This is a genomic window from Ravibacter arvi, assembly GCF_039540405.1.
Taxonomy (GTDB): Bacteria; Bacteroidota; Bacteroidia; order Cytophagales; family Spirosomataceae; genus Ravibacter; species Ravibacter arvi.
Genome location: NZ_BAABEY010000031.1, coordinates 80,081 through 105,235, shown reverse-complemented (window position 1 = coordinate 105,235; position 25,155 = coordinate 80,081). Strand labels below are relative to the sequence as shown.

The 25,155-nt window shown below is 51.9% G+C and carries 26 protein-coding genes; 14 read left to right on the top strand and 12 right to left on the bottom strand.

Translation table 11 applies throughout. From position 1 onward, the window contains the following. Positions 1 to 158 precede the first annotated feature (158 nt). Positions 159 to 1,178 carry a hypothetical protein gene (locus ABD852_RS18120; RefSeq protein WP_345031475.1) on the bottom strand — a complete coding sequence of 340 codons (1,020 nt, stop codon included), beginning with the start codon at positions 1,176 to 1,178 and terminating at the stop codon, positions 159 to 161. Between the two features lie 224 nt (positions 1,179 to 1,402). Here ABD852_RS18120 and ABD852_RS18115 point away from each other — a divergent pair, with 224 nt between their 5' ends. Further along, complete coding sequence (locus ABD852_RS18115; RefSeq protein ID WP_345031474.1) at positions 1,403 to 2,356, top strand: L-threonylcarbamoyladenylate synthase; 954 nt, start codon at positions 1,403 to 1,405, stop codon at positions 2,354 to 2,356. Between the two features lie 6 nt (positions 2,357 to 2,362). Here the strand turns inward: ABD852_RS18115 and ABD852_RS18110 are convergent, their stop codons facing one another. Together ABD852_RS18110 and ABD852_RS18105 are read right to left on the bottom strand one after the other, a co-directional pair. After that, positions 2,363 to 2,656, bottom strand: a complete 294-nt coding sequence (locus tag ABD852_RS18110; RefSeq protein ID WP_345031472.1) for a DUF3817 domain-containing protein — start codon at positions 2,654 to 2,656, stop codon at positions 2,363 to 2,365. Positions 2,657 to 2,732: 76 nt separating this feature from the next. Further along, positions 2,733 to 4,169, bottom strand: coding sequence for a circularly permuted type 2 ATP-grasp protein (locus ABD852_RS18105; protein WP_345031470.1), 1,437 nt, complete (start codon positions 4,167 to 4,169; stop codon positions 2,733 to 2,735). A 213-nt stretch (positions 4,170 to 4,382) separates the two neighbouring features. On the opposite strand from ABD852_RS18105, the gene ABD852_RS18100 reads away from it, so the two are divergent. The 3 genes from ABD852_RS18100 (at position 4,383) to ABD852_RS18090 (ending at position 8,998) form a co-directional block, all read left to right on the top strand. Then, positions 4,383 to 5,939: a DUF5723 family protein gene (locus tag ABD852_RS18100; protein ID WP_345031468.1), complete on the top strand. Its 1,557-nt coding sequence runs from the start codon at positions 4,383 to 4,385 to the stop codon at positions 5,937 to 5,939. A 120-nt stretch (positions 5,940 to 6,059) separates the two neighbouring features. Then, a complete protein-coding gene (locus tag ABD852_RS18095; RefSeq protein ID WP_345031466.1) occupies positions 6,060 to 8,588 on the top strand; it encodes a penicillin-binding protein 1A in 2,529 nt (842 codons plus the stop codon). A gap of 5 nt (positions 8,589 to 8,593) precedes the next feature. Further along, on the top strand, positions 8,594 to 8,998 hold the full coding sequence (locus ABD852_RS18090; RefSeq protein ID WP_345031463.1) for a VanZ family protein: 405 nt from the start codon (positions 8,594 to 8,596) through the stop codon (positions 8,996 to 8,998). Here the strand turns inward: ABD852_RS18090 and lpxB are convergent. Both lpxB and ABD852_RS18080 read right to left on the bottom strand, forming a co-directional pair. Then, complete coding sequence (gene lpxB / locus ABD852_RS18085) at positions 8,995 to 10,125, bottom strand: lipid-A-disaccharide synthase (RefSeq protein WP_345031461.1); 1,131 nt, start codon at positions 10,123 to 10,125, stop codon at positions 8,995 to 8,997. The two genes, ABD852_RS18090 and lpxB, sit on opposite strands and share 4 nt — an antisense overlap. A 65-nt stretch (positions 10,126 to 10,190) precedes the next feature. Beyond that, on the bottom strand, positions 10,191 to 10,628 hold the full coding sequence (locus tag ABD852_RS18080; RefSeq protein ID WP_345031459.1) for a 6-pyruvoyl trahydropterin synthase family protein: 438 nt from the start codon (positions 10,626 to 10,628) through the stop codon (positions 10,191 to 10,193). A 236-nt stretch (positions 10,629 to 10,864) separates the two neighbouring features. Between ABD852_RS18080 and ABD852_RS18075 the strand changes: the two genes are divergently transcribed. Both ABD852_RS18075 and ABD852_RS18070 read left to right on the top strand, forming a co-directional pair. Beyond that, positions 10,865 to 13,882 (top strand): amidohydrolase family protein, encoded by a 3,018-nt coding sequence (locus ABD852_RS18075; protein ID WP_345031456.1) that lies wholly within the window; start codon positions 10,865 to 10,867, stop codon positions 13,880 to 13,882. A 28-nt stretch (positions 13,883 to 13,910) separates the two neighbouring features. Then, positions 13,911 to 15,242 (top strand): amidohydrolase family protein, encoded by a 1,332-nt coding sequence (locus tag ABD852_RS18070; protein ID WP_345031453.1) that lies wholly within the window; start codon positions 13,911 to 13,913, stop codon positions 15,240 to 15,242. 249 nt (positions 15,243 to 15,491) lie between these two features. On the opposite strand, the gene ABD852_RS18065 is transcribed toward ABD852_RS18070, so the two are convergent. The 7 genes from ABD852_RS18065 to rplU form a co-directional block, all read right to left on the bottom strand. After that, positions 15,492 to 15,638, bottom strand: a complete 147-nt coding sequence (locus tag ABD852_RS18065; protein ID WP_345031451.1) for a hypothetical protein — start codon at positions 15,636 to 15,638, stop codon at positions 15,492 to 15,494. A gap of 69 nt (positions 15,639 to 15,707) precedes the next feature. Next, positions 15,708 to 15,842 carry a hypothetical protein gene (locus ABD852_RS18060; RefSeq protein ID WP_345031449.1) on the bottom strand — a complete coding sequence of 45 codons (135 nt, stop codon included), beginning with the start codon at positions 15,840 to 15,842 and terminating at the stop codon, positions 15,708 to 15,710. Next, positions 15,811 to 15,981, bottom strand: coding sequence for a hypothetical protein (locus ABD852_RS18055; protein WP_345031447.1), 171 nt, complete (start codon positions 15,979 to 15,981; stop codon positions 15,811 to 15,813). Before ABD852_RS18055 ends, ABD852_RS18060 begins: the two co-directional genes overlap by 32 nt. Before the next feature lie 69 nt (positions 15,982 to 16,050). After that, positions 16,051 to 16,185, bottom strand: a complete 135-nt coding sequence (locus tag ABD852_RS18050) for a hypothetical protein (protein WP_345031445.1) — start codon at positions 16,183 to 16,185, stop codon at positions 16,051 to 16,053. Further along, positions 16,179 to 16,394 (bottom strand): hypothetical protein, encoded by a 216-nt coding sequence (locus ABD852_RS18045; protein ID WP_345031443.1) that lies wholly within the window; start codon positions 16,392 to 16,394, stop codon positions 16,179 to 16,181. Before ABD852_RS18045 ends, ABD852_RS18050 begins: the two co-directional genes overlap by 7 nt. A gap of 148 nt (positions 16,395 to 16,542) precedes the next feature. After that, a complete protein-coding gene (gene rpmA / locus ABD852_RS18040; protein ID WP_345031441.1) occupies positions 16,543 to 16,809 on the bottom strand; it encodes a 50S ribosomal protein L27 in 267 nt (88 codons plus the stop codon). Positions 16,810 to 16,846: 37 nt separating this feature from the next. Then, entirely contained in the window at positions 16,847 to 17,158 is a 312-nt protein-coding gene (rplU, locus tag ABD852_RS18035) for a 50S ribosomal protein L21 (RefSeq protein ID WP_345031439.1), read from the bottom strand. 481 nt (positions 17,159 to 17,639) lie between these two features. Here rplU and ABD852_RS18030 point away from each other — a divergent pair, with 481 nt between their 5' ends. The 8 genes from ABD852_RS18030 (at position 17,640) to ABD852_RS17995 (ending at position 25,147) form a co-directional block, all read left to right on the top strand. After that, complete coding sequence (locus ABD852_RS18030; protein ID WP_345031438.1) at positions 17,640 to 18,341, top strand: thioredoxin family protein; 702 nt, start codon at positions 17,640 to 17,642, stop codon at positions 18,339 to 18,341. A gap of 63 nt (positions 18,342 to 18,404) precedes the next feature. After that, positions 18,405 to 19,307, top strand: a complete 903-nt coding sequence (locus ABD852_RS18025; protein ID WP_345031436.1) for an SMP-30/gluconolactonase/LRE family protein — start codon at positions 18,405 to 18,407, stop codon at positions 19,305 to 19,307. Between the two features lie 4 nt (positions 19,308 to 19,311). After that, the gene (locus tag ABD852_RS18020) at positions 19,312 to 19,674 is read left to right on the top strand and encodes a diacylglycerol kinase family protein (protein WP_345031434.1); all 363 of its coding nucleotides are present in this window, start codon (positions 19,312 to 19,314) and stop codon (positions 19,672 to 19,674) included. A 59-nt stretch (positions 19,675 to 19,733) separates the two neighbouring features. After that, positions 19,734 to 20,174 (top strand): hypothetical protein, encoded by a 441-nt coding sequence (locus ABD852_RS18015; protein ID WP_345031432.1) that lies wholly within the window; start codon positions 19,734 to 19,736, stop codon positions 20,172 to 20,174. Between the two features lie 201 nt (positions 20,175 to 20,375). Further along, the gene (locus tag ABD852_RS18010; protein ID WP_345031430.1) at positions 20,376 to 21,545 is read left to right on the top strand and encodes an imelysin family protein; all 1,170 of its coding nucleotides are present in this window, start codon (positions 20,376 to 20,378) and stop codon (positions 21,543 to 21,545) included. A gap of 47 nt (positions 21,546 to 21,592) precedes the next feature. Then, positions 21,593 to 22,957, top strand: a complete 1,365-nt coding sequence (locus ABD852_RS18005; protein WP_345031428.1) for a di-heme oxidoreductase family protein — start codon at positions 21,593 to 21,595, stop codon at positions 22,955 to 22,957. Further along, positions 22,958 to 24,082 carry an imelysin family protein gene (locus ABD852_RS18000; protein WP_345031426.1) on the top strand — a complete coding sequence of 375 codons (1,125 nt, stop codon included), beginning with the start codon at positions 22,958 to 22,960 and terminating at the stop codon, positions 24,080 to 24,082. 36 nt (positions 24,083 to 24,118) lie between these two features. Further along, positions 24,119 to 25,147, top strand: coding sequence for a Fe(3+) ABC transporter substrate-binding protein (locus ABD852_RS17995; protein ID WP_345031424.1), 1,029 nt, complete (start codon positions 24,119 to 24,121; stop codon positions 25,145 to 25,147). Positions 25,148 to 25,155: the final 8 nt, after the last annotated feature.

The window sequence follows — 25,155 nt, the reverse complement described above, 5'->3', positions numbered from 1 at the left end:
TAATAATATTGAATATCTGAAAAATGAAAAAGTCGGAAGAAAAAATCTTCCGACCACGACTGCCCGAAACGCCTCCTTTTTTTATGCCCGCTTTTGGAATTTCCCGCTAAAACAACGGGCCGACTTCCGATTTCTGAGTTCCGACTTCCGACCTCCCCTTAAAACGACAAGCCCTTCAAAAGTTCAATCGCTTCATCACTATTCTTTTCTTCTGTCAGATCAAAAATAGAAGTGCTTTTGCCGTCTACCACCACGTTGACGTTAGACGTGATATCGTTGATTTTATCGCCAAGTTCCGCTTCGAGTTTCTTTCCAAAGCTGAAATCCGAGAATTTCTTCTCGCCGCCGGCTACCGTAAAGTCCGAATTATAACGGCGTAATTCTACCAGCGCTTCTACAGGACCTGCTGAAAGGTGTACACCGTTGGTCCCCTGCCCGACTTCAGCGAGGCCCAAAGCTTCTTTTTCGTCCAGCAAAGTTCTCCGGATGCTCCCTGAAGCAGCACTAGCAGGATTGGTAGCACCGATAAAACCATTCCGCGCAGTTTTCCAATCCAGGTCGCCGGAAAGGGTCATCACCACAATGCTGCGGCCTTTTTCGGTGAAATGTCTGAGCTGACGCGGATGAAAACCGTTTATTACGTAGAGAGTTTCGTTGTCGACCTTCACTACCTCCGCGTAGGTTCCGCCGGCCAACTTTTTATTCTCAAGGTTCTGCCAGATATAATCCAGAGAAAAGGCGTCGAAATGCGGATATTGCTCCAGCACTTCCAACCCGCCCAATACTTTCAGCTCAGTCACCGGGCTGCCATACAGCTGGGCAAATTTCTCCCGCGCCCCCTCCGACATGTTCTGCACCGCATTTTTCGCAATGCTGTTGATCACGCCGTAATGCTGTGCTATTATATTATTTGCTTCCAGGTAATCGGCAGACAGTACCTTCACCTGGTGAATATTAAGGCCGAATGCCTCTATTTTCTCCAAAATGAGTGACAACACCTCGTTCACCTTAACGCCACCTTCGGCGTCAAGCACTTCGGGCTTGATAAAAAACAAAAATTCATTTTTCCCGGTCTTTGCCGACGCATCCTGGAATACCTCATCTACGGTTGCCCCCGACGTCCGCGCGGCCTGAACTCCCTTCGAAATTAATTCAACTAAATTTTGTTTTGCCGTCATTTAGAATAGCTGATTGGTGATAGATTTTCTGAGCAGTCAGAAACTCCGCAAAGATATTAACTAAACAGGATGATTAAAATGTCGGTTATCAAAATAATACTATCTATTACATCGGAAACCCTTACATAACCACATCCCTAAATGCCTTTTTTTATATAAATTTGCATCAGATCCGGTTCATTCCTACCGGAAGTTCTGCTACATCCACTAATTCAAATTATTAATTGGATACAACAATTGGATATGATCTGAGCGAGGCTGCGCGACTTCTGCAGGCGGGAGAGCTGGTAGCAATCCCGACTGAAACCGTCTATGGCCTGGCCGCGAATGCGCTCAACCCGGATGCCGTTGCCAAAGTTTTCGAAGCCAAGCAGCGCCCCAGCTTTGACCCGCTCATTGTCCATATACCGTCTGCCGCCTCGCTTGAGAAATATGCAGATAAGATTCCCGAAACAGCGCTAAAGCTGGCATCCGTGTTCTGGCCGGGCCCGCTTACCCTGCTTTTACCCAAACAGGAAGTCATTCCCGCCCTGGTTACCTCGGGGCTGGACACCGTTGCAATCCGGGTCCCTTCGCATCCGGTTGCCGCTGCCTTGTTGAAAATGCTGGAATTCCCGCTTGCCGCACCCAGCGCCAATCTGTTCGGACAGGTAAGCCCGACCCGCGCTCTGCATGTAAAAGCGCAGCTCGAGGGACGTATCCCCTATATAATAGAAGGAGGCGATTGCGAAGTGGGCGTCGAATCAACTATTATTGGTTTCCCGGAGGGAAGCCTGCCGACCGTTTACCGGCTGGGCGGCGTCCCTGCAGAAGAAATTGAAGCTACCATCGGCCCGGTTTTGGTCCAGTCACACTCCTCTTCCAACCCACTCGCGCCCGGGATGCTGAAAAGTCACTATTCGCCGCGTAAGCCGCTATTGATAGCCGACGGCCCTTCAGATCACCGAAATGAAGCCGTCTACCTGCGTTTTTCTGATTATCTGCCCGGCATTCCGGAAACCCGTCAGCTTGTGCTGTCGCGAAAGGCGGACCTTCGGGAAGCAGCCAAAAACCTGTTTGATTTTATCAGGCAACTGGATGCATCGCCGGCGGCAGTCATAGTAGCCGAACTGCTTCCGGAAACAGGGCTGGGCCGGGCGGTCAACGACCGGCTGAGACGTGCTGCAGTCCGCGAATAGCTGCCGTCAGGACCTCAGCGAGGCCTCTTCCAGGGCTACCTGCTTTTCAACCCAAAAAGTAGCAAACGGAAGTAGGGATGCCAGGAAGTATCCGGCCACCTTCGCGAAAGACCAGTTCCGCTCCGACCAGTTCCAAACCAACAGGATCACATAGGCAATAAACAAAACGCCATGCGCCATTCCCACATAGCGGACTGCGGCGGGCATCTCGAAAAAATACTTCAGCGGCATTGCTATAAAGAGGAGGAGTAAATAGGAAATGCCTTCCCAAAAAGCTGTCTTTTTAAATAAACCAAGCATAAAAAATAAGGAAAATACAAAAGAGGCCGCGTCCCCGGCCTGTGACGTAATTCCCAAAACTAACCAATTTCCGGCATCAATACAGCACCCAGGTGTCTTTTCCCCCGCCGCCTTGTGACGAATTCACCACCAGGGAACCTTTTCTGAGTGCAACCCGCGTAAGCCCGCCGGGAATTACGTGAATGCGGTCCCCGTAAAGAATATAGGGGCGGAAATCAACATGACGCCCCTCGGCGCCTTCATTAAAAAAGCACGGCACACGCGACAACGAAATTGTAGGCTGGGCGATGTAATTGCGCGGATTGTCCTTTATCCGCCTCCTGAAGAGGGCATGTTCCCGCCTGGTGGCCTTCGGACCGATCATCATGCCATAGCCCCCGGCTTCATTGGCCTCCTTGACGACCAGTTCGTCAATATGATCGAGGACATATTTCCGGTCTTCTGCTTCACCGCAGATGTACGTCGGCACATTTCCGATCACCGGGTCCTGGCCCAGGTAGTACCTGATCATTTGGGGCACGTAGGCATACACAACCTTGTCATCGGCGACGCCAGTACCCGGGGCATTGGCAAGTGCCACCCGGCCCTTTCGGTAGACCTCAAAAATACCCGGAATTCCCAGAAGCGAGTCCGGGTTAAAGGCCTGCGGGTCCAGGAAAGTATCGTCAATCCTTCGGTAAATTACATCGACCACTTCAAATCCCCGGGTGGTTCGCATTTTTACGTACCCGTCGTCCACTACCAGGTCCCGCGAATCCACCAGCTCCACACCCATTTGCTGCGCCAGGTAGGAATGTTCGAAATAGGCTGAATTGTAAATTCCGGGTGTAAGGACCGCCACCGTCGGTTCCGGCCGGACCGACAGCCGCTCCAGCATGGAAAGCAGTCGCGCCGGATAATCCGACACCGGCTGCACCCCCGTCCTGGCCAGCACTTCCGGGAACAACTGCTTGGACAACTCCCTGTTTTCCAGCATATAGGAAACACCCGACGGGCACCGGAGATTATCCTCCAGCACCAGCATTTCACCATTGTCAGCCCTGATAAGATCAGTACCCGTAATGTGGCACCAGATTCCGCCGGGCGGCGTCAGCCCCAGACAGGGCCTGAGAAACGACTTGCTCGACTCAATCACTTCACGCGGGATCACCTTGTCCTTCAGTATTTTCTGGTCGTTGTAAATGTCCTGCAAAAAAAGATTCAGGGCTTCCGTACGCTGAACAAGCCCCCGTTCAAGGTGCTTCCATTCACTACCTGTCAATATCCTCGGCACAATATCGAAGGGCATCGTGCGCTCCGTCCCCTGTCCCTCCGAGTAAACATTAAAGGTAATGCCCATCGCCAGCATTGCCCGCTCCGCAGCCAGGTGACGGTTGGCCAGGTCGCCTGCGGAAAGATTTTCAAAAGCCCGCTTCAAATAACCGTATCCTTCGCGCAATTCTCCGGACTCGTCAAACATCTCGTCATAAAACCCCTCAAGGCTATAAGCCGAGAATGAAAACCTTTCTGTCATGGGCATAGGTATTTGAAATATCGAATTACAAAAAACAATATATAGCCTTTTGTCGTTTTTGCAAACAGATCCTACCAAAAAGCTTTGACAGAGCTCCGATTAGGGCATTTTCGTCGGCAAGGACAAGCTAAAATTGTTTCTTCCTCCGGTAAATTTAACGGAAGTAATTAGTTACTTTTGACCGTTCAGATTGACTCGTTCACCGGATAGACTATGGTCCGTCTTTTTTTATGGGGCATCCTTATCCTGCTGTTTACGGCGTCAAAAGGGTTAGCCCAGCACTTACAGGGTATTGCACCCGGAAATTATGCCGGCACCAATTCCCTGTACCATAATCCGGCCTTTGTTGCCGATTCCCGTTATTCCGTATTCGGGAATCTCGTAGGGCTGAACTATTACGTAGGGAACAACCATGTCAAATGGGATGCCCCCTATTCTTTCGCCTCATTCGTAACCAATTCAACTGGAGACCAGTACCGGAACGACCAGGGAAAGCTGGTTTTTCCCAGGAAGTACCTCGACCAGAAGCTCAACGGCAACCTGAAATACCTGAACACCGGCCTGGATGTGCGCCTGCCATCACTTATGATCTCCCTCAAAAAAGGGAAAATGGGGCTGGGCTTCAACACCCGCGCCAGGACGCTCCTTCACCTGAGCCAGACGACTGAGCCGCTGGCTCAACTGATACGGGGCAGTACACAGGACACGACCCTGCACAAACAAATGTTCCGCAACCAAAGCGGGAAACTTGCAGCCAATATTTTCGGGGAATATTCGCTGACATTCGGTGCAGTGGTGTACGACGCCGAAACCGATTTTCTAAAATTCGGCGTGACGGTTAAACGGGTGATCGGGCTTTCCCAAAACCATATCAACATACAAAAGGCAGATTACGAGCTCGTTCCCGATCCGGCTTACGGAAATCTACGGTACATGACTGCCGTGTCATCGCTGGATGGCGATACGCGCTACACCACTGACGACGGCATCAGGAGCAGTTCGCTAAATCCGGAATGGTGGCTGCTCGGCAAGTCCGCTCCCGGCAGCGGCTGGGCGCTGGACATAGGCGCCGTATACGAATACCGCCCGAACATTCAGCGGTACCGGAACTTCTCCGGCCCGGCCGACTCGCCCCGGAGAGACCCGAGCGTAAACAAATACCTTTACCGGATCGCCGCTTCAATTACAGATGCCGGCTTCCTCAACTTTCACAACAGCTACTACAATTATGCGCAGTCGGCAAGCAATGTAGCCGGGAACCTCGATTATGGAAGCTTCAATCCGTGGCGAGGTTTTGACAACTTTTACCAGGCGCTCGAAAACAATCTCGGCTTACCGGCCGCAGTCCCATCGAAGGCAAGAACGCTGATGCCAATGGCATTTCAGGCCAGCATTGACTACCGATATACCGACAACATCTTTGTCAATGCGATGCTGGTTACCCCGCTCACAAAAGCCCGTTCCGGCAATATGAGGCAAGAATCGCTGCTCTCGGTTGTACCCCGTTACGAACATCGGTGGTTTGAAATTTCACTCCCTGTTTCATTGATGAACCACTATCGTTCCTTAGGAATCGGGTTGGCCGGCCGCGCCGGGCCGCTATGGCTGGGAACCGATCATTTAGGAGGACTGTTCAACATCGGGAAGCCGAAAGCACTTTCGTTTTACGCGGGCCTTTCCATGGGAATTTACCAAAGACCATTAACGGATGAAATTCCCTGCTGGCCGCCAAAAGAGCGTTTTTTCAGACGATTGTTCAGATCGAGATAATTTTCGGCCGGGGCCTTGAAGTTTTACATACGGAAATCTGTCTTTTAGCGTTTTCCTAGCGTTATTTGTAACCGGATTTCGTCGACAAACTGTGAAAAAATCGCCTTCAACACTGTGATTATGGAGCGTCTTTACGCCTATTGGAGCCTGTTAAAAAACTTACTGTCGAAAGCTTTTACCTACCTGAAACACAAGCTGTTTGAAGGAATTAAAAAGACGCTGAAACTGCTCCTGGGAAACCGGTACGAGCCCCTGAAAAACCGCGCTGTGCGTTTATGGCAAGACGTTTCCAACCGGTTTGATTCGCTTTTTGATAAAGATTCCAGGTTTTTCCGGCCGGTCATCCGCATATGGCAAATCGCGATCGGAACTTTTCTTCTATTCATTGTTTACCTCTTTTGCGTCGAAACCAACTTTCTCTGGTTAATGGGGAGCATGCCCAGCATTGAAGATCTTCAAAACCCGAAAGTTGCTCAATCTTCCGAAATCTACACGGCTGACGGTGTATTACTGCGAAAGTTCTATACCGAAAACAGGACGCCCGTCACTTACGAAGAATTATCGCCGGGCCTGATAAAAGCGCTGATCGCAACCGAAGATGTCCGCTTCCATGCCCATTCAGGGATTGACCCGCGGGCGATGGGATCGGTCATGGTTTCACTGCTTTCGGGAACATCGGAACGCGGGGGCGGGAGCACGCTCACACAACAGCTCGCCAAGAAGCTCTTTCGTACCAGGCGGCAGGAAGGAAGAGGCCTGCTCGGCCGGATACCGGGCATTTCCACGGTTGTTTACAAAACCAAAGAATGGCTCACAGCGATCAAGCTGGAGCGTAACTTTACCAAAGAAGAAATTATTACGCTTTATCTCAATACGGTCGATTACGGTCAGAATACCTACGGCATCAAGACAGCATCCAAAACCTATTTCGGCAAGGAGCCTGCCGACCTGACCCTGGAAGAAGCTGCCGTCCTGGTCGGTCTGCAAAAAGCAACCACCACTTATAACCCGCTTCGCAACCCGAAACGGTCCAAAGAAAGAAGGGACGTTGTGCTGTCGCAAATGGTGAAATACAATTTCATTTCCGAAAAAGAGCTGGATTCTCTCGTGCAGCTGCCGCTACAGCTCAAACCGAATTTTGAACTGGCCTACGACGACTCCTACGCCAGCTATTTTATGCCTAATGTGATCAAAGAAGTCGAAAAATGGTGCCGGGAACACGATTACGACCTCTACACAGATGGATTAAGGATTACGACTACTATAGACTCCCGCCTCCAGGCCTACGCAGAAGAAGCCATGGTGGAGCGGATGCGTTTCCTGCAACGGGTATTCGACGAGCACTGGAGCGGCCGCAACCCGTGGGTCGATGATGAAGGAAAAGAAATTGAGAATTTCCTGCTGGACGCGATGAAAAGGACCAGGCGGTATGCAGCTCTTCAGAAACGTTTCGGAACGCAACAGGACTCGATCCTGGTCTACCTCAATAAGAAAGATACCATGACGGTCTACGACTGGCGGACCGGGGAAAAGAAAAGAGAATTCTGGAGTCCAATGGACTCGCTTGCCTACTATAAGCGTATCCTGCGGGCGGGCATCATGTCTATGAATCCGTATACCGGTCATGTCAAAGCCTGGGTCGGCGGCATGAACCACGAATTTTTCAAGTACGACCACGTCAGGCAAAGCAAGCGCCAGCCAGGGTCTACCTTCAAGCCCATTGTCTATACCACGGCCATTGATGATACTACCTTCAACATGAGTCCCTGTGACCGCGTAGTGGACCAGCCTTTCCAGAAGGAAGTCGAACCGGACGCGGATGGCAAGAAAAAATTCTGGCGGCCACGCAATTCCAACGGCTACTTTTCCTACGCCAACCTGACGCTGCGGCGCGCCATGGCGCAATCGGTTAATTCCGTCGCAGCCGCACTGACCGACAAGGTGGGGCCTCAAAATGTAATCAGGTATGCCAAAAAGCTGGGTATTAAGAGCAAGCTGGATGCGGTTCCCTCCATCGGGCTCGGAACGAGCGACGTATCACTGTATGAAATGGTCGGAGCATACAGCACTTTTGTCAACCAGGGCCGGTACACAACGCCCACTCTTGTTATGCGCATTGAAGACCGGTCCGGCAACGTGCTTCACGAATTTATACCGGATTCACACGAGGCCATCCGGCCCGAATCAGCCTTTCTCATGATCCACATGCTGAAAGGCGGCGTAGAAGAGCCCGGGGGAACTTCGCGCGGGCTTTGGGGGTTTGATGTATTTCGCAACCGGAATGAAATCGGTGGAAAAACCGGCACCACTTCCAACAACTCCGACGGCTGGTACATCTCCATTACCCGCGACCTGGTCACCGGCGCATGGGTGGGCGGTGAGGACCGAAGCATCCATTTTCGTACTACGCAACTGGGCGAAGGCGCCAAAACAGCGCTCCCTATCGTAGGGCGTTTTCTCGAAAAAACCTATAAAGACAAAACAACGGGAATTGAACCCGGCCCCTTCCCTACCCCTTCGTTCAAGGTGACCAAAGACTACAAAAGCTGCCTTTACGAGGAAGAACCGGAAGAGATGACCGATTCTACGGCAACTTCAGCACCGCCTGCCGAAGAGCTCGAAATTGGTCCGCCGCCGCCTGTTCCGTGAAAGAAATGATTGTACGTTTACTCGATAGTCTGAGGCTTTTTCTGGCCGCACACCGCTGGGTCGGGCTGCTTTGGTCGGCCATCATTCTCATTCTCTGCCTCGTGCCCTCAAGCGGCATACCGCGCACTCCTGTCATTCCTTTTTTCGACAAGATCGTCCATGCGGGAATCTTTACCATCTGGTCTTTCACCTGGACAGGCCACTACCGCCGGCGGCGGGCTATTATCCTGCTAACCGGTATCGGGCTCGGGTTGCTCATCGAGTTCCTCCAGGAGGCTATGAAAATGGGACGTTCTTTTGAATGGCTGGACCTCGCGGCTGACGCCACAGGTGCGCTGGCAGGCATACTGTTGTACGGCTTTCTGTACCGGGAACCGACCACCGGGAAACCTCTCGGACGTTTCTCCTAGATTTGCATTCCGGGGTTATTTTCCCTTACCCAGTTTACCATGCTGCTGCCGGCTTTGCGCGATGCCCCTGCAGGTCCCACCAGCCCGGCCAACTCTTCGTAGTCTTCCAGAAGCCGCTTCCGCTCAGGTCCACCGGGGAGTATGCGGCGCAGCTCATCCGATACTTTTTGCGGGGTAAGCTCATGCTGAATCAGCTCACGCACGATTTCCCGGCCGGCAATGAGGTTAGCCAGCGAAATGAACTTCACTTTGATCAGCCGCTTGGCCACCCAGTAAGAAATACCGCTGGTCCTGTAGCAAACTACCTCAGGAACTTTTAATAAGGCTGTTTCCAACGTTGCCGTTCCGGATGTCACCAAAGCAGCTTCCGCAACGTGCAGAACGTCATAGGCCTGGTCGAAAACAATCGTGATACCGGGCAGATTGGCAAACGGCTCATACAACTGTTTATCAAGGCTATTGACAGCGGCAATCACGAACTGATGCTCCGGAAAATCCGCCTGCACTGCCACCATGGTCTTCAGCATACCTTCAATTTCCTGGCGCCTGCTGCCCGGCAGCAGGGCAACGACCGGCTTCCCGGACAGTCCGTTCAGGGAACGGAAGTCGGGGTTCGGCCGAAACGCGGCAATCGCATCCATCAACGGATTTCCAACATACTCCACCTCATAGCCGAAGCGCTTGTAAAAATCAACCTCGAACGGGAAAATAACATACATCCGGTCCACCACTTTCCTGATGTGGAATGCACGTTTTTCGTTCCAGGCCCATACCTTCGGAGAAATATAATAAAGCACCCGGATTCCGTGCTGCCTGGCGAAAGAAGCGATCCTCAGGTTAAAACCCGCATAATCGATCAGGATCAGCGCATCGGGGCGATAAGACAGCAGGTCCTCCTTACAAAGCGCAAGCAGTTCCCTGATTGTAAAGATGTTCCGGGCTACCTCCAGGAAGCCCATAAAAGCAGTATCCCGATAGTGCTTGACCAGCTCAAGGCCTTCCGCCGCCATCAGATCTCCTCCCCAGCCCCTTAACTGCGCGTCCGGGTCTTTTTCCAGAATTCCCTTGATGAGATTGGATCCATGAAGATCTCCGGACCTTTCTCCTGCAATCAGATAGTACTTCATCTCAAGGTGTGAGGGGTGAGGTTTGAGGCATGAGGTATGAGGTATTAGGATAGAAGGCTCATACCTCACGCCTCACTGCTCACACCTTCACCGTAATACTCGACGAAATTTTTAGGAGTTTCGATCAGCTTGATATAGTGCAGCCTGGCAGCAGGCGCGATCTGTTTCAATGCCGGCTCCAGCAGTTTCCATATTTCCACTACGAAAATTTCACAGGACGCCATTTTCCCCTGCATAAAATCGACATCGATATTCAGGTTCCGATGATCCACCTTATCTACTACCTCGGTCTTGATAATATCGCCCAATACTTTCAGATCGATGACAAACCCGGTTTCCGGATCAGGATTGCCCTTTACCGTTACGATAAGTTCAAAATTGTGTCCGTGATAGTAAGGATTGGCGCAAGGCCCGAATACTTCCCTGTTTTTTTCTGCGCTCCAATTTGAATTGTAAAGTCGGTGCGCTGCATTAAAATGCTCTTTTCTGCTAACGTATATCATTTGAGTACGGATGGACACCGGCCATCTCTACTTGCTTTGATGCAAAAATAAGCCTTTTTAGCGACCGGAAATTTCCCGGCACCGCTATTTTATTCGTACTGCCAATTCCCGGCCGGTTCACCGACGGTCTGAAAAACGCCTGTGAAGGCGCTTTCACTGTTGCTCCGGGCCCGGTTTATTGTTACTTTCGTTCCGATACGCGCCTGCAAAATTTGCAAACCGAACTTGTTCAACCTATGATCAAAAGGTTATCTTTACTCAAAGCTGTCCTGGCTTGCCTGCTGTTCTCCGGCCCAAAAGCTTCCGGTCAGGAAACTTTCCCCCGGAACGGACCTTACGACGAACGAACCGGAAATTACGCCTTTATTAATGCCACTATCGCCACCTCTCCTTCCGTCACCATCAGCCAGGCTACCCTGCTGGTGGAAAACGGTAGGATTGCCGCCGTTGGAAAAAATGTGCCGGTCCCGAAGAATACGGTCGTTTATGACCTAAAAAACAAGCACATCTATGCATCCTTTATCGACCTGTTCTCGTCATATGGAATGCCCCCCAACCGCCAGCCCGAGCGCTCATCCGGGCCGCAGCTAAACTCCAGCAAAAAGGGTGTATTCGGGTGGAACCAGGCGGTTCATTCGGAAGAACGCGCCGCTGCGCTTTTCTCGCCTGATAAGGAAAAGGCTACCGAGTACCGGAACGCGGGTTTCGGCACGGTACTGACCCACTACCAGGACGGCATTGTCAGGGGCACCGGCAGCCTCACCACCCTAACCGCGGAAGCAGCCACACTATCAACCCTGAAGGCCGATGCATCGGCTCATTTTTCATTCAGCAAAGGTAGTTCGGGCCAACAGTACCCGACGAGTGTGATGGGTGCGGTTGCCCTTCTCCGGCAAACCTACTACGATGCCGAGTGGTACCAAAACGGCGGCAGCCGGGAAGAGCAGAACCTCTCCCTGGAAGCCATGGGCCGGCTCCGGAAGCTCCCGGCCATCTTTGAAGCCAACAACAAATGGGCCCTGCTAAGAGCCGACAAAATAGGTGACGAATTCGGGATTCGCTACATCATAAAGGGCGGCGGCGACGAGTACCAAAGGATCCTTGAAATAAAAGCGGCCAACGTACCGGTTATCGTCCCGCTCAACTTCCCCGAAACCTATGATGTAGCCGATCCCTGGGATGCCGAGGTAATCACGCTGGCTGAAATGAAGCATTGGGAAATGGCGCCGGGAAATGCCGCGGCGCTGGAAAAAGCGGGCGTTGAATTCGCCTTCACGGCAAACGGCCTGAAGAATGCCGGTGACTTCCTGGGCAATATCCGGAAGGCAGTTCGCTACGGGCTGTCCAAAACCCGGGCTTTGGAAGCACTCACCACTACTCCGGCAAAACTGGTCGGCGCCGAAAAAACGGTCGGAACACTGGCCACGGGACAGATAGCGAATTTCCTGGTTACTTCTGGCGATATTTTTGAGGACGGGACAGAACTCCTCGAAAACTGGATACAGGGGAAAAGATACCTCGTGGCATCCGGCAAGCCTGACCTGGCCGGCACCTATGATTTCAGCATTAACGGACAACAAAAAGGCACGCTTGCCATAAGTGGTACACGCTCAAAACCCGAGCTTAAATTGCGCTTGAACGACACTCTGACCGTCACACCGCGGTTGTCTGCCATCGGCGACCTACTGACCATTACCTTTCAGACCGAAAAAGGCGGTGGAAGTACCAGGCTTACCGGGTGGTTTGAAGGCAATCGTTTAAGGGGAAGCGGAGAACTCCCGGGCGGAGAAAAAGTACAGTGGGCCGCCGGCAAAACCGACACGCCTGTATCGCTTACCGAAAAAAAGGACTCGTCGGGAATAAAACCTGAAACCGGGGCCGTGGTCTACCCGTTTGTCGGGCTGGGACAGGAAACCCTGCCCGGGGCGGAAACCATTCTATTCAAAAATGCTACGGTGTGGACCATGGAAGCGGACGGTAAGCTTACCGAAACTGATGTCCTGGTACGCGGTGGAAAAATAACGCAGGTGGGTAAAAAGATTACTGCGCCCCAAGGCGCCCGGGTAATTGATGCTACCGGCAGGCACCTGACCCCGGGCCTGGTGGATGAACACTCACACATTGCCCTGTTCGGCGTGAATGAAGGCTCTCAATCCAGCTCCGCAGAGGTCAGAATGGCGGACGCGCTCAACCCGGAAGACGTCAATATTTACCGGCAACTCGCGGGCGGTGTCACCACCAGCCAGCTCCTTCACGGATCTGCCAACGCGATAGGCGGGCAAAGCGCTGTCATCAAGTTAAAATGGGGCGAATCGGCCGACAAACTACTCTTGCCAGAAGCCCGTTACATCAAATTTGCCCTGGGAGAAAACGTCAAGCAATCCAATTGGGGCGAGCAGGCGCGCGTCCGGTACCCGCAGACGCGCATGGGAGTGGAACAGGTCTATTACGACCACTTTATCAGGGCGCGGGCCTATGATCAGAGCTGGAAAGCGTACAACAAAGCCGGGAACAAAAAGGAAGCTCCCCGGCGCGACCTCGAGCTCGAAGCGCTGGCTGAGATCCTGCGGGGAGAACGGCATATTACCTGTCATTCCTATGTGCAGTCGGAGATTAATATGTTGATGCACGTGGCTGATTCGCTGAAATTCAGGATCAACACCTTTACCCACATCCTGGAAGGCTACAAGCTCGCCGACAAGATGGCGGAGCGGAAAATCGGCGGTTCGGCCTTTGCCGATTGGTGGGCCTACAAAATGGAGGTAAAAGAGGCAATTCCCTACAACGCGGCCCTTATGGCAAGAGAAGGGATCACCGTCGCCATCAACTCCGACGACGCGGAAATGGCCCGGAGGCTCAACCAGGAAGCGGCAAAAACCATTGCATTCGGGGGAGTCTCGGAAATTGATGCACTCAAGATGGTAACTCTCAACCCGGCCAGGCTGCTCAGGCTCGACCACCGCATCGGAAGCATTAAAGTCGGCAAAGATGCGGATCTGGTACTCTGGACCGACCACCCGCTGTCGATCTATGCCCAACCGGTTTATACCGTTATCGAAGGCTGCGTCTATTTCTCAACCGAAGGCGACCTTCAAAAGCAAAAAAATATTTCACAGGAAAAAGCACGGCTCATTCAAAAATCGCTCGATGCCAAAGCGGCGGGTGCTGCTACGCAGGCGCCGCAATCGGTACGGCCCAGAATGTGGCATTGCGAAGACATTATCGGCGCGCACGTCGAACACCATGACCACTAGCATCCAAGAACGAAATCCTGAAAGGAAAATGAGTCAGACACATTCTACCGCTGCGACAATTCTCCGCGGCCTGTCACTTTGCCTGTTGGCCGGCTTCGGCGCTTTCGCGCAAAACCCGGCGCCGCCACGGCCACAGGAAAAACCGGTTGCACTGGTTGGAGCTACCATTCACCCGGTTTCAGGAAAACCCATCGTCAATGGTGTGATCGTATTTGACAAAGGGATTATTCAAGCTGTCGGGGGTATCGATACCCCATTCGACAAGCGCAATACCGAAATCATCGATGTGGCCGGGAAACACATTTATCCCGGCTCGATAGCTCCTGCCACAACTGTGGGGCTGCAGGAGATTGCCTCTGTCCGCGCAACGCTTGACTATAACGAGACAGGCGAGATTAACCCTAACGTCAGAGCGCTCATCGCCTACAATACCGATTCTGAAGTCATTCCAACCCTCCGCAGCTCCGGCATTTTAATTGCCCAGGCAACCCCTTCGGGTGGCCTGATCTCAGGTACATCGTCGGTTTTTCAAACCGACGGCTGGAATTGGGAAGATGCTGTATTAAGACAGGACGACGGCGTGTGGCTGAACTGGCCGCCGTATGTAAGCCGCACCTTTAACCAGAGCGACTTCTCCTCCGCATTAAAAAGGAACGAAGGGCGTCAGCAGGTAATTGATCAATTGGAGCAGTTTTTCCTGGACGCTTCTTCTTATGCAGGCCAGGCGTCGCCCGACCCGGTCAACCTCCGCCTCCACGCGATGAAAGGGGTGCTGGAAGGAAACGCAAACCTGTACATCCGGGCGCAGCTTGCAAAGGATATTGTGGAAGCCGTCAGGTTTGCGCAACGTCACAAGGTGGCGAAAGTTGTCATTGTTGGGGGAAATGAAGCTGATAAAGTAGCTGACTTTCTCTCTGAAAACAAGATCCCCGTCATACTGAACGAGCTTCATCGCCTGCCTGACCACCAGGATGACGAAGTGTTTCATCCTTATGCCCTGCCCGGAAAATTACTGGCTGCAGGCGTAGAAGTGGCAATGAGCTACGCCGCTGAATGGTGGCGCGTCCGGAACCTGAATTACCAGGCGGGAACGGCAGCGGGATTTTCCGAGCATCTGCAACCGGAAGAAGCATTGAAACTGGTCACCTTATTCCCGGCAAAAATATTAGGAATCGACCGTTTTGTGGGCTCCCTGGAAGTAGGAAAACACGCAACGCTGGTCGTGACGCGCGGCGATATCCTGGATATGAAAACAAACATTGTGGAGCGGGCCTTCATCAGAGGTGCAAACGTGAGCCTCGACGACAAGCAAAAACGCCTGTATGAGAAGTACAAAGAAAAATACGGACAGAAAGAATAGTCCGGGCAGCCACCCACCGTTACCCGCCGGACAGTCATTATTACACCTATGATGAGGGTTCTAGCCTGGGAGTGATCGACGTAGAATCGACGGGAGCATACCACCGGAGAGTCATTCCGAGCGGAACGCAGTGGAGCCGAGGGATCTCCCGCTCCCTGCACTAAATCCATTTCAACGGGCTTTTTAGTACCAACAGGAGATCCTTCAGTTCCACTGCGTTCCATTCAGGATGACCATCCGGCAGATGCGCTACCATTGACAACAACAAGTTTGGTGCCGCTCCAACCGGACGGTCATCCCGACCGCAGTGGAGGGATCTCCCGGTCCCCGTACCCAATCCCTTTCAGAGGACTTTTTTATAGCAACAGGAGATCCTTCAGTTCCACTGCGTTCCATTCAGGGTGACCATCCGTAAGATGCGCTACCATTGACAACAGCAGGTTTGGCGCCGCTCCAACCGGAGGGTCATCCCGACCGCAGCGGAGGGATCTCCCTATCCCCGTACACAATCCCTTTCAGAGAGCTTTTTTCTTGCAACAGGAGATCCTTCGGCTCCACTGCGTTGCGCTCAGGATGACCATCCGGCAGATGCGCTACCATTGACAACAACAGGTTGGCGCCGCTCCAACCGGAGGGTCATCCCGACCGCAGTGGAGGGATCTCCCGCTCCCAGTACCCAATCCCTTTCAGAGGACTTTTTTATAGCAACAGGAGATCCTTCAGTTCCACTGCGTTCCATTCAGGATGACCATCCGGCAGATGCGCTACCATTGACAACAACAAGTTTGGTGCCGCTCCAACCGGACGGTCATCCCGACCGCAGTGGAGGGATCTCCCGCTCCCAGTACCCAATCCCTTTCAGCGGGCTTTTTAGTACCAACAGGAGATCCTTCGACTCCGCTGCGCTCCGCTCAGGATGACCATCCGGCAGATGCGCTACCATTGACAACAACAGGTTTGAAGCCGCTCCAACCGGAGGGTCATCCCGACCGCAGTGGAGGGATCTCCCGGTCCCCGTACCCAATCCCTTTCAGAGGGCTTTTTTCTTGCAACAGGAGATCCTTCGACTCCGCTGCGCTCCGCTTCAGGATGACCGTCCGGGTGGTAGCCTCCGGCTACCGTTGACTTCCATTGACAACATCTATTTGTCATCTCCGCTACAAGGTGTTTTCGCAAAAAAACTTTTTTCTCGGAATGACGAGAAAGCTCGAATTAAAGTAAACTGCAACGTTCCAGCCCCGTACAATAAAAAACGCGGGCCAGTGAATACTGACCCGCGTTTTTTATTGTCGTTGACCGATTATGCCTCAGCAGTAACCGGTTCGATGTTCACGTAGGATTTCCCGCCGAAACGTTTCTGGAAAACCACACGACCTTCTGTCAAAGCGAATAATGTATGATCGCGTCCAATCCCTACATTCTTACCGGGATTGTGTTTTGTACCTCTCTGACGTACAATGATGCTACCGCTTTTCGCCAGCTGACCACCGAAAAGCTTAACCCCCAAACGCTTACTCTGGGAATCGCGACCGTTTTTGGAACTACCTACACCTTTCTTATGTGCCATGATATGATCTGTTTAATACGTTATAATACCGGTACAATTAGAAAACGATTTCGTCGATGCGAAGCCTGGTCAGGAACTGGCGGTGACCGTTTCTCTTTTTGTAACCTTTACGACGCTTCTTTTTGAAAACGATTACTTTTTCACCTTTAAGGTGCTCAAGGATTGTACCTTTAACTGATGCGCCTGAAACGACCGGAGCACCAATCTGTACAGTACCTTCTGCGTCTGTCAGAAGAACCTTGTCAAAAACAAGTGCAGCGTCCACGTCACCTTCAAGCCTGTGCGTGAAGATTTCGCGGCCCTTTTCTACTTTAAATTGCTGACCTGCTATCTCTACGATTGCGTACATGATTGTTGAACTTTGTTTTTTTTATTTATTTGGAGCCGCGAAAATACATAAAAACCTGAAAACAAACAAACCGACCTTCGGCTTTATTTATATAAAATCAATTTTACTGTCTATACATCCGAAAAATCGCTAAATTACCCTCCTGTTCAATTAATCAAACGATTCATTCTATTTGACATTCAATCTGGGACCAGATGTTCAGAAATGCCTCCGGACACCGAATAAACCCCGTTGAAGCGGTATATCTGCAGAGAATACCCGAAACCGGGCCGGTAATGAAACAAAACGCACGGAAATTTTGTTTCACCGGCGAACAGGCGTGTGGGGTGAGTTTGGAAATCAGAAATCGGAAATCGGAAATCAGATTTCTGTAATCGGTACCTGAAGCTGAAAACCAAAGCAAACGGGCTGATTTCCGATTTCTGATTTCCGATTTCCGGATCCTGCCTCCCACTCCCTCAAACCTTTCCATTCAAAGGCCATGAAAAAGAACGAGAATAAAATTGCTTCCTATCTTATTATGGTAACCGTCGGCGCTCTGCTGATCGTCGCTACCGCCTGGATCGGGCTGGAGCTGTCGGACAGGCGGAAGGTTGAGGCGCCTTATACCGAGAGCACCCGCGACGTTCAGTCTAACGGCGGCTATCAGATCAAAAGCCAGGTGGGCAACTTTTCCCTGAAAAGCGTCAACGGCCCGCAGGTATCACTGGATCAGTTTGCTACCGAAAAAGGAGTGATCGTGGTTTTTACCTGCAACCACTGCCCCTTCGCCAAGGCTTACGAGGACCGTATCCAGGCCCTGGACACCAAGTTCAAATCACAAGGCTTCCCGGTAATCGCCATTAACCCTACAGATCCGGGCAGCTATGAGGAAGACAGTTTTGAAAAAATGAAACAGCGCGCTCAGTCAAAGAGCTATAGCTTCCCCTATCTTGCCGACGAAACCCAGGAGGTTGCCCGGAAATTCGGGGCGACAAAAACACCCCATCTTTTTATTCTTTCCAACGAAAACGGGAAATTTACCGTGGCCTATATCGGCGCCATCGACGATAACCCCCAGGATCCGCTCGGTGTGAGCAAGCGCTATGCAGAGGAGGCCGTGCAAAATCTGCTGGCGGGAAAACCAGTCGCTACCACCACTACCAAGGCCATCGGTTGTGTGATCAAATGGAAAGAAATTTAAGCGTTTATCCGACCGCACCTGTCTTTCACTTTTTTCAAGGCTTACCCCCTATCACCTCCCGCGATGACAAGACTGTCTGCCCTGGCACTATCCCTTTTCGCAGTATCGCTCCGGGTTCTGCCCGCCCAGGACACCAAAGATTTTACCGCCCCGGGGGAGTTTACCAGGAATTGCGAGGGGCCGGCCGTCGATTCGGAGGGTCGGGTATACGCAGTGAATTTTGCGCAGGACGGCACTATCGCGCAAATCGACCGCAAAGGAAATACCAGTTTCTTTATAACCCTCCCCAAAAACAGCACGGGGAACGGGATCCGGTTCGGCGATAAAAAAACATTTTATATTGCCGACTTCACAGGTCATAAAGTCCTGAAAGCTAACCTGGATACCCGGGAAGTAACTGAATTCATGCATGAGCCCGATATGAACCAGCCCAACGATCTGGCTATTACCAGTTCCGGGCACCTATTTTGTTCAGACCCTGACTGGAAACAGGGGACCGGGCGCATCTGGCATGTCGACCCTGCCGGGAAAGCGCGGATCGTTGCCGACCAAATGGGTACGACCAATGGCATTGAGGTCAGTCCGGACGAAAAGACACTATATGTAAACGAAAGCACGCAAAGGATTATATGGGCTTTTGATCTGGCGCAAGACGGTACAATCTCCAACAAAAGGCAGATCGCCACCTTCCCGGACGGACTGCTCGACGGTATGCGCTGCGATGTCAAAGGTAATCTCTATGTAACGCGGTACAACAAAGCCGAGGTGGTGATGCTCTCCGGTACCGGCCAGGTTCTTCAAACCTTCAAGACCAAAGGCGCAAAGGTTTCCAATATCTGTTTCGGTGGCCCGAAGGGGAAAACAGCCTACATTACCCTGCAGGACCGCGGTTGTCTCGAAAAATTTAAAGTTCCGCACCCGGGCCGTGAATGGGCCATGATGAAGGCTTTCTCCAAAAAAAAATAGACTTATGCCCGATATAACCAAAGCCCTAAAAAGTTTCGGTTATGCCTTTAAAGGTGTTACTGCATTATTCAGGTTTGAAAACAACGCCAAAATTCACCTTATACTTGGAGTGGGCGCTATCGCCCTGGGCTTTCTTCTCGACCTTACCACTGTAGAATGGACGGTTCTGACTATACAGATCGCAGCGGTTATGGCGGCTGAAGCCTTTAATACGGCGCTCGAAAAATTATGTGATGTGGTTTCTCCCGAACACCACCCGCTTATCGGCTCCATAAAAGATATGGCGGCCGGCGCCGTTTTGATTATGGCAATATCTTCCGTGGTTACCGGATTACTGCTTTTTGTACCCAAAATTCTGGAATTGTAAAAGGTGTGCACGGCAGTAAAAAAAACTTTCGCTGCTCAGCTTTCTAGCATTAAAATAAAATGAAGCTTTACCGATTTTTTCCTGCTGTCGTAATACTGCTTTCCCTGGTCCCCGGTGCTAAGGCCCAGATAGCCGGGCACGACCCTTATACTGAACACACCATCTACCTGACCGGCGTCAACCGGTATGTCAAAAACAACACGGTATATGCCGGGCACAAATCGCTCCTGAATGAATTTCTCAACTCCCCGGCAGGGCTTAATTTGTACGTCCGGTCCCGGAGGAACCGGAATATAGGAATGGCTGTCTCGCTCCTGGGCACCGCCGGAACTATTTACGCGCTCGTTAACCGCGACAGAGTAAATTGGCGGCCCTTCTTCTGGGCTTCAATCGGCACCGGCCTCATTGCCGCCCCACTCAACATGACGGCTACCAAACAGCTCAACCAGGCCGTTTGGATACGAAATCGCGATGAATTGCAACGCGCCCGGGAAAACTGAGCGCCCCGAGGTTCCCCGCCGCTTTTCCGGCCTGTCTCCTATTCTTTTTTATTTATAACTATTTTAAACAATACCGGTAATTCGCTTTCAGAATCGGATTATTGCTGTAATTTTGCAGCTGTAAGCCCCGGGGGCATCAGGTTTGAACCGACTCATACCTCATCTTCCTTGAAGCTCACAGTTAACACCTCGCATTCCGGTATGTTTCGCATCTCTCTTTTTATATTTTCCCTCTCTTTATTCGCAGCTTGTACCGACAGGCAGCAGGCGCTCAGGCAGGAAGTGGTAGAGCATTATGCAGCCATGGTCTATGCAAATTATGACGATGCCGTTAAAGGTGCTCAGGCATTGCAAAGTGCTGTTCACACCTTCACTGATGCCCCATCGGCAGAAAAATTAGAGGCTGCCCGGAAAGCATGGCTCAACAGCCGGCCGGCATACCTCCAAACCGAAGCCTATCGCTTTTACGACGGTCCTATCGATGGTGAAGATGGCCTGGAAGGGTATATCAACGCCTGGCCGCTCGACGAAAATTTTATCGACTACGTGAAAGATGCGGGCACGGGAAAAATAATCTACGGCGGGGTAATCAACAGCCCGGCAGAGTTTCCCCGGATTACAGCCGACCTCCTCGTCAGGGAAAATGAGGTTCATGGCGAAGCCGATGTAAAAATCGGGTTTCACGCCATCGAATTTCTTCTGTGGGGCCAGGATCATTATGACGACAGCCCCGGCAGGCGTCCTTATACCGATTACCTGACCGGCGCACAAGCTACTGCTCCGAACGGAGAACGCCGCGCGGCCTATCTCAAAGTAGTAACGGACCTCTTGGTAACCCACCTTACAGAAGTAAGGGACGCATGGGAACCGGGAAGCAGCTACCGGGCAGCGTTCACCAAAAAAGAAAACAACCAGGAGTCGATCACGCATATCTTGTCGGGGTTGGGTAAGCTCAGCAAAGGTGAACTGGCCGGGGAACGCATGACCGTAGCGCTCGAAAACAAAGACCAGGAAGACGAGCACTCCTGCTTTTCGGACAATACGCACCTGGATATCGTTTACAACCAGGTCGGTATGCAGAATGTTTATCTCGGAACCTACAAAAGACCGGACGGGTCGGAGGTGAAAGGTCCCGGATTCAAAGACCTCGTAGCGTTGTCCGACCCTGAACTTGCCAAGACTATCGAAAACCAGTTCGCCGCGACGCTTAAAGCAGCTGAAGCCATACCGGCGCCGTTTGATCAGACCATTGTCCACAACCCCGCCAAGGTTCAGCAGGTAATCCGTGAACTACGTAAACAATCGGATGAAATTCAGAATATTGCCGGGGCAATTGGCCTCACCCTCGTTATACCGGAAACAAACGAATAGTGTTGCTATTGAGTATAGCCCCCTCTATGTGGTCACCGACTAAAATATTGCCTGTCATCTTTCTTCTTTTTACGCTTACATCCTGTAAAAAGCTCACGGCAGAAAAAGATGAGGAATTATCCGGCGGCAAGGAGGGGACTGTTTTTCTCAAGTCCGTAGATGCTTTCGGCCAGCCCTTCCCCGGGTTGGATCACAACGAAATCCGAAAATTTCAGATCGGGAATTCGCTCAACCGGAATAACTGGGTAGCGGCTCCCGCATCGGCCAGCGCGCGCGACGGTCTCGGGCCTCTTTTCAACGCTTCGGCGTGTGCCGCCTGCCATGCCCGCGATGGCCGCGGGCTCCCGTTTAACAGCGCCGGGCAACCTACTCAGACCTTGCTTTTCCGCCTGTCGGTGCTCAGCCACGACGGGCAGCCGATACCCGAGCCGGTTTACGGCGGTCAGCTCCAGCACCAATCTGTGGCTGGCGCTATTCCCGAAGGAAACATTAAAATCGCTTACACCGAAGAACCCGGCAAATACCCCGACGGAACCCCCTATAGCTTGCGGAAGCCCACCTATTCGGTCGAAAACCATGGTTATGGCGCCATGCATCCCGGCACCATGATTTCGCCTCGCCTCGCCCCGCATATGGCAGGAATAGGGCTTTTGGATGCCGTCAGTGAAGCTACGATCCTCGAAGCCGCCGACCCGGACGACAGGGACGACGACGGAGTTTCCGGCAGGGCGAACTATGTATGGAATGTACGCCTCCAGAAAAAACAAATCGGCAAGTTTGGATGGAAGGCAAACGAGCCGACCGCAGAACAACAGGTTGCCGGTGCATTCGTAAATGACATCGGCATAACTTCCGGCATCTTCCCAAATGAAGCGCTTTCTCCCGGCCAGTCGACGCGGTACAGCCATCTTCCCTCCGGCGGAACACCGGAAATTGATGCCGAAGGATTGGCCAATGTGGTATTCTACGTGAAAACACTCGCCATACCGGCCCGGCGCGACTGGCAACGGGAAGAAGTATTGAAAGGAAAAATGTTGTTCAACCAAACCGGCTGCACCTCCTGCCACCTGCCTGTTTTAAAAACGGCGCCTGACGCGGAACCGCATTACCTTGCGGCTCAGATCATAAGACCCTATACCGACCTGCTTCTCCATGACATGGGGCCGGGCCTTGCCGACAACCGTCCCGACGGCCTGGCAACCGGAACCGAATGGAGAACCGCACCTTTGTGGGGGATCGGCCTTCAGAAAACCGTGAATAAGCACACCTTCTTCCTGCACGACGGCAGGGCGCGCAACCTGGAGGAGGCCATCCTATGGCATGGTGGAGAAGCCGAAAAAGCAAAACGCGGTTTTATGGAGCTCTCCGGGCAGGACCGTGAATACCTGATACGTTTTATTGAATCACTGTAGATGATGACTAACAGGGAATTGACTGATTATCGAAAATTGAGAAATACCAGCTTACTGGCTGTCATTTTACCGCTTCTCGGTTGGCTGGCCGGTTGCGGCACCGGGAAAAAAGAGCTCTCGGTTACCGATAGGAAAACGATGGTGACCAACCTCACAAAAGAAGTCATCGTCCCGGCGTTCGAAACATTTCTAAAAGCAACCGATTCTCTCGCTGCGGCCGGTGTGCAATTCCGTACTGCTCCCGGCAAAGCGAACCTGGAAAGCATGCGCGCCCATTGGCTGCTTGCGGCGCAATCCTGGAAAAAAGCCGCTACCTTCTCTTTCGGACCCGTCGACGATGAATTCCTGGGCGGCGGAATTGATTACACCGGTGTCCACTATCCCAATATCGAAAAAATCATAGCTTCTTCAGACCCTATAGACAGTGCATTTGTAGAATCCCGGGGAAGCAGCCTGAAAGGCCTTAAAGCAATTGAGTATCTGTTATTTAACCGCGGAGATACAGCGCTGAGTGATTTATCTTCTTCCCCGCGCCGAATGGCCTATCTGGCAGCGCTTACTCAAAATCTCAACGTACAGGCGAAGAAAGTCGTCGACGCATGGACTAAGGGTAGCCCTTCTTATGCCGAAACCTTCTCCAATGCCGACGGGAAAGACCTCAAAAGCGCACTCAATATATTGGTCAACCAATGCATCTCGCGAATCAATATGATTAAAGATGAGCGACTAGCAGTACCTTTGGGAATGCGTAACGAAGGAAATCCCCGGCCGGACCTTGTGGAAGGACGTCTCAGCGGATCGTCCGTTCTGTTGCTCAGGAGTGAGCTGGAAGGTCTCAGGTCCATTTTTAACAGTGACGGAAAGGCTTACCTCAACTCCTTACTGGACCAGCTTGGCGCCCAGTATAACGGTAAGCCGCTTAGCGAAGCTATTGCCGCTCACTTCGAGACCGCTGACCGCCAGGCCGCAGGTATCGCGGCCGACCTCGAAAAAGCCATTACGCAGCACCCTGATTCGGTCAGGCAACTGTATGACAGCTTGAAAAAGTTACAAATTCTCCTGGAAGTCGACGTAGTCAACCAACTCGGCGTTATTATGACCTTCAGCGACAACGATGGAGATTAAATTTTAAAATTCCTGAAAATTAAAACAGACGTCGTTATGTTTAAAATAAGCTCAATTCTGCAAATACTGGTTTTTTCTTCCGTATGGTTGGCCTGTACCGGCAGCAAGGAAGAACAAGTTGTGAATGTTTATACCCACCGGCATTACGAAGCCGACAACGAACTTTACAAGAAATTCACCGATGAAACAGGTATCCGGGTGAACGTCATTAACGCCAACGCCGACGAGCTGATTCAAAGGCTGGAAAGTGAAGGCGCCAATTCACCCGCAGATGTACTCATAGCAGTAGACGGCGGCCGCCTCAACCGGGCCATTGATAAAGGCCTCCTGCAGCCGGTCATTTCGGAAACCCTTAACAGGCAAGTTCCGGAAATGTTCAGAGAACCGGGAGGACATTGGTATGCAATGACTTACCGGGCTCGCATTATTGTAAGCTCCAAAGACCGCGTTCCGGCCGGCGAAATCAAAAACTATGAGGATCTCAGTGACCCGAAGTGGAAAGGCAAAATACTCGTAAGATCATCGGAGCACGTCTACAATCAATCGTTGACGGCCTCTATCCTATTGGCTGACGGCCAGGAAAAAACCGAAGCATGGGCCCGCGGGCTGGTTGCCAACTTGGCCCGGGCTCCGAAGGGAAATGACCGCGACCAGGTGAAGGCAATCGCTGCCGGAGAAGGCGATGTCGCCATTGTGAACAGTTATTACATCGGACTGATGCTGAATAGCGAAAACGAGGAAGAGAAAAAAGCAGCTAATGGTATAACACTTATTTTTCCTAACCAGGACAACCGTGGAACGCACATTAACATCAGTGCGGCCGGCGTCACAAAACACGCCCCCAATAAGGACAACGCCGTAAAATTCCTTGAATTTCTGTCGGGGAAGACCGCTCAGGGTGTTTTTGCCGGCGCCAACTACGAATACCCGGTTAACCCCGAAGTGCCGTTCTCTCCGGTCCTGGAATCGTGGGGAACATTTAAAAAAGATACTGCCAGTGTGGCCAGGATCGGGCGCAGCAATGAAAAGGCAGTCCTGCTGATGGAAACAGCCGGGTGGAAGTAATTATAAAC

Bases quoted from the DNA above. Each gene is read 5' to 3' on its own strand.
- ABD852_RS18070 (WP_345031453.1), top strand. From the start codon at position 13,911: ATGAGTCAGACACATTCTACCGCTGCGACAATTCTCCGCGGCCTGTCA.
- rplU (WP_345031439.1), bottom strand. From the start codon at position 17,158: ATGTACGCAATCGTAGAGATAGCAGGTCAGCAATTTAAAGTAGAAAAG.
- ABD852_RS18095 (WP_345031466.1), top strand. From the start codon at position 6,060: ATGGAGCGTCTTTACGCCTATTGGAGCCTGTTAAAAAACTTACTGTCG.
- ABD852_RS18105 (WP_345031470.1), bottom strand. From the start codon at position 4,169: ATGACAGAAAGGTTTTCATTCTCGGCTTATAGCCTTGAGGGGTTTTAT.
- ABD852_RS18000 (WP_345031426.1), top strand. From the start codon at position 22,958: ATGATGACTAACAGGGAATTGACTGATTATCGAAAATTGAGAAATACC.
- lpxB (WP_345031461.1), bottom strand. From the start codon at position 10,125: ATGAAGTACTATCTGATTGCAGGAGAAAGGTCCGGAGATCTTCATGGA.
- ABD852_RS18080 (WP_345031459.1), bottom strand. From the start codon at position 10,628: ATGATATACGTTAGCAGAAAAGAGCATTTTAATGCAGCGCACCGACTT.
- ABD852_RS18120 (WP_345031475.1), bottom strand. From the start codon at position 1,178: ATGACGGCAAAACAAAATTTAGTTGAATTAATTTCGAAGGGAGTTCAG.
- ABD852_RS18055 (WP_345031447.1), bottom strand. From the start codon at position 15,981: ATGGAACGCAGTGGAACTGAAGGATCTCCTGTTGCTATAAAAAAGTCC.
- ABD852_RS18050 (WP_345031445.1), bottom strand. From the start codon at position 16,185: ATGGTAGCGCATCTGCCGGATGGTCATCCTGAGCGGAGCGCAGCGGAG.
- ABD852_RS18090 (WP_345031463.1), top strand. From the start codon at position 8,594: ATGATTGTACGTTTACTCGATAGTCTGAGGCTTTTTCTGGCCGCACAC.
- ABD852_RS18075 (WP_345031456.1), top strand. From the start codon at position 10,865: ATGATCAAAAGGTTATCTTTACTCAAAGCTGTCCTGGCTTGCCTGCTG.
- ABD852_RS18020 (WP_345031434.1), top strand. From the start codon at position 19,312: ATGCCCGATATAACCAAAGCCCTAAAAAGTTTCGGTTATGCCTTTAAA.
- ABD852_RS18010 (WP_345031430.1), top strand. From the start codon at position 20,376: ATGTTTCGCATCTCTCTTTTTATATTTTCCCTCTCTTTATTCGCAGCT.
- ABD852_RS18015 (WP_345031432.1), top strand. From the start codon at position 19,734: ATGAAGCTTTACCGATTTTTTCCTGCTGTCGTAATACTGCTTTCCCTG.
- ABD852_RS18060 (WP_345031449.1), bottom strand. From the start codon at position 15,842: ATGGTAGCGCATCTGCCGGATGGTCATCCTGAGCGCAACGCAGTGGAG.
- ABD852_RS18030 (WP_345031438.1), top strand. From the start codon at position 17,640: ATGAAAAAGAACGAGAATAAAATTGCTTCCTATCTTATTATGGTAACC.
- ABD852_RS18110 (WP_345031472.1), bottom strand. From the start codon at position 2,656: ATGCTTGGTTTATTTAAAAAGACAGCTTTTTGGGAAGGCATTTCCTAT.
- ABD852_RS18100 (WP_345031468.1), top strand. From the start codon at position 4,383: ATGGTCCGTCTTTTTTTATGGGGCATCCTTATCCTGCTGTTTACGGCG.
- ABD852_RS18025 (WP_345031436.1), top strand. From the start codon at position 18,405: ATGACAAGACTGTCTGCCCTGGCACTATCCCTTTTCGCAGTATCGCTC.
- ABD852_RS17995 (WP_345031424.1), top strand. From the start codon at position 24,119: ATGTTTAAAATAAGCTCAATTCTGCAAATACTGGTTTTTTCTTCCGTA.
- rpmA (WP_345031441.1), bottom strand. From the start codon at position 16,809: ATGGCACATAAGAAAGGTGTAGGTAGTTCCAAAAACGGTCGCGATTCC.
- ABD852_RS18045 (WP_345031443.1), bottom strand. From the start codon at position 16,394: ATGACAAATAGATGTTGTCAATGGAAGTCAACGGTAGCCGGAGGCTAC.
- ABD852_RS18065 (WP_345031451.1), bottom strand. From the start codon at position 15,638: ATGGAACGCAGTGGAACTGAAGGATCTCCTGTTGCTATAAAAAAGTCC.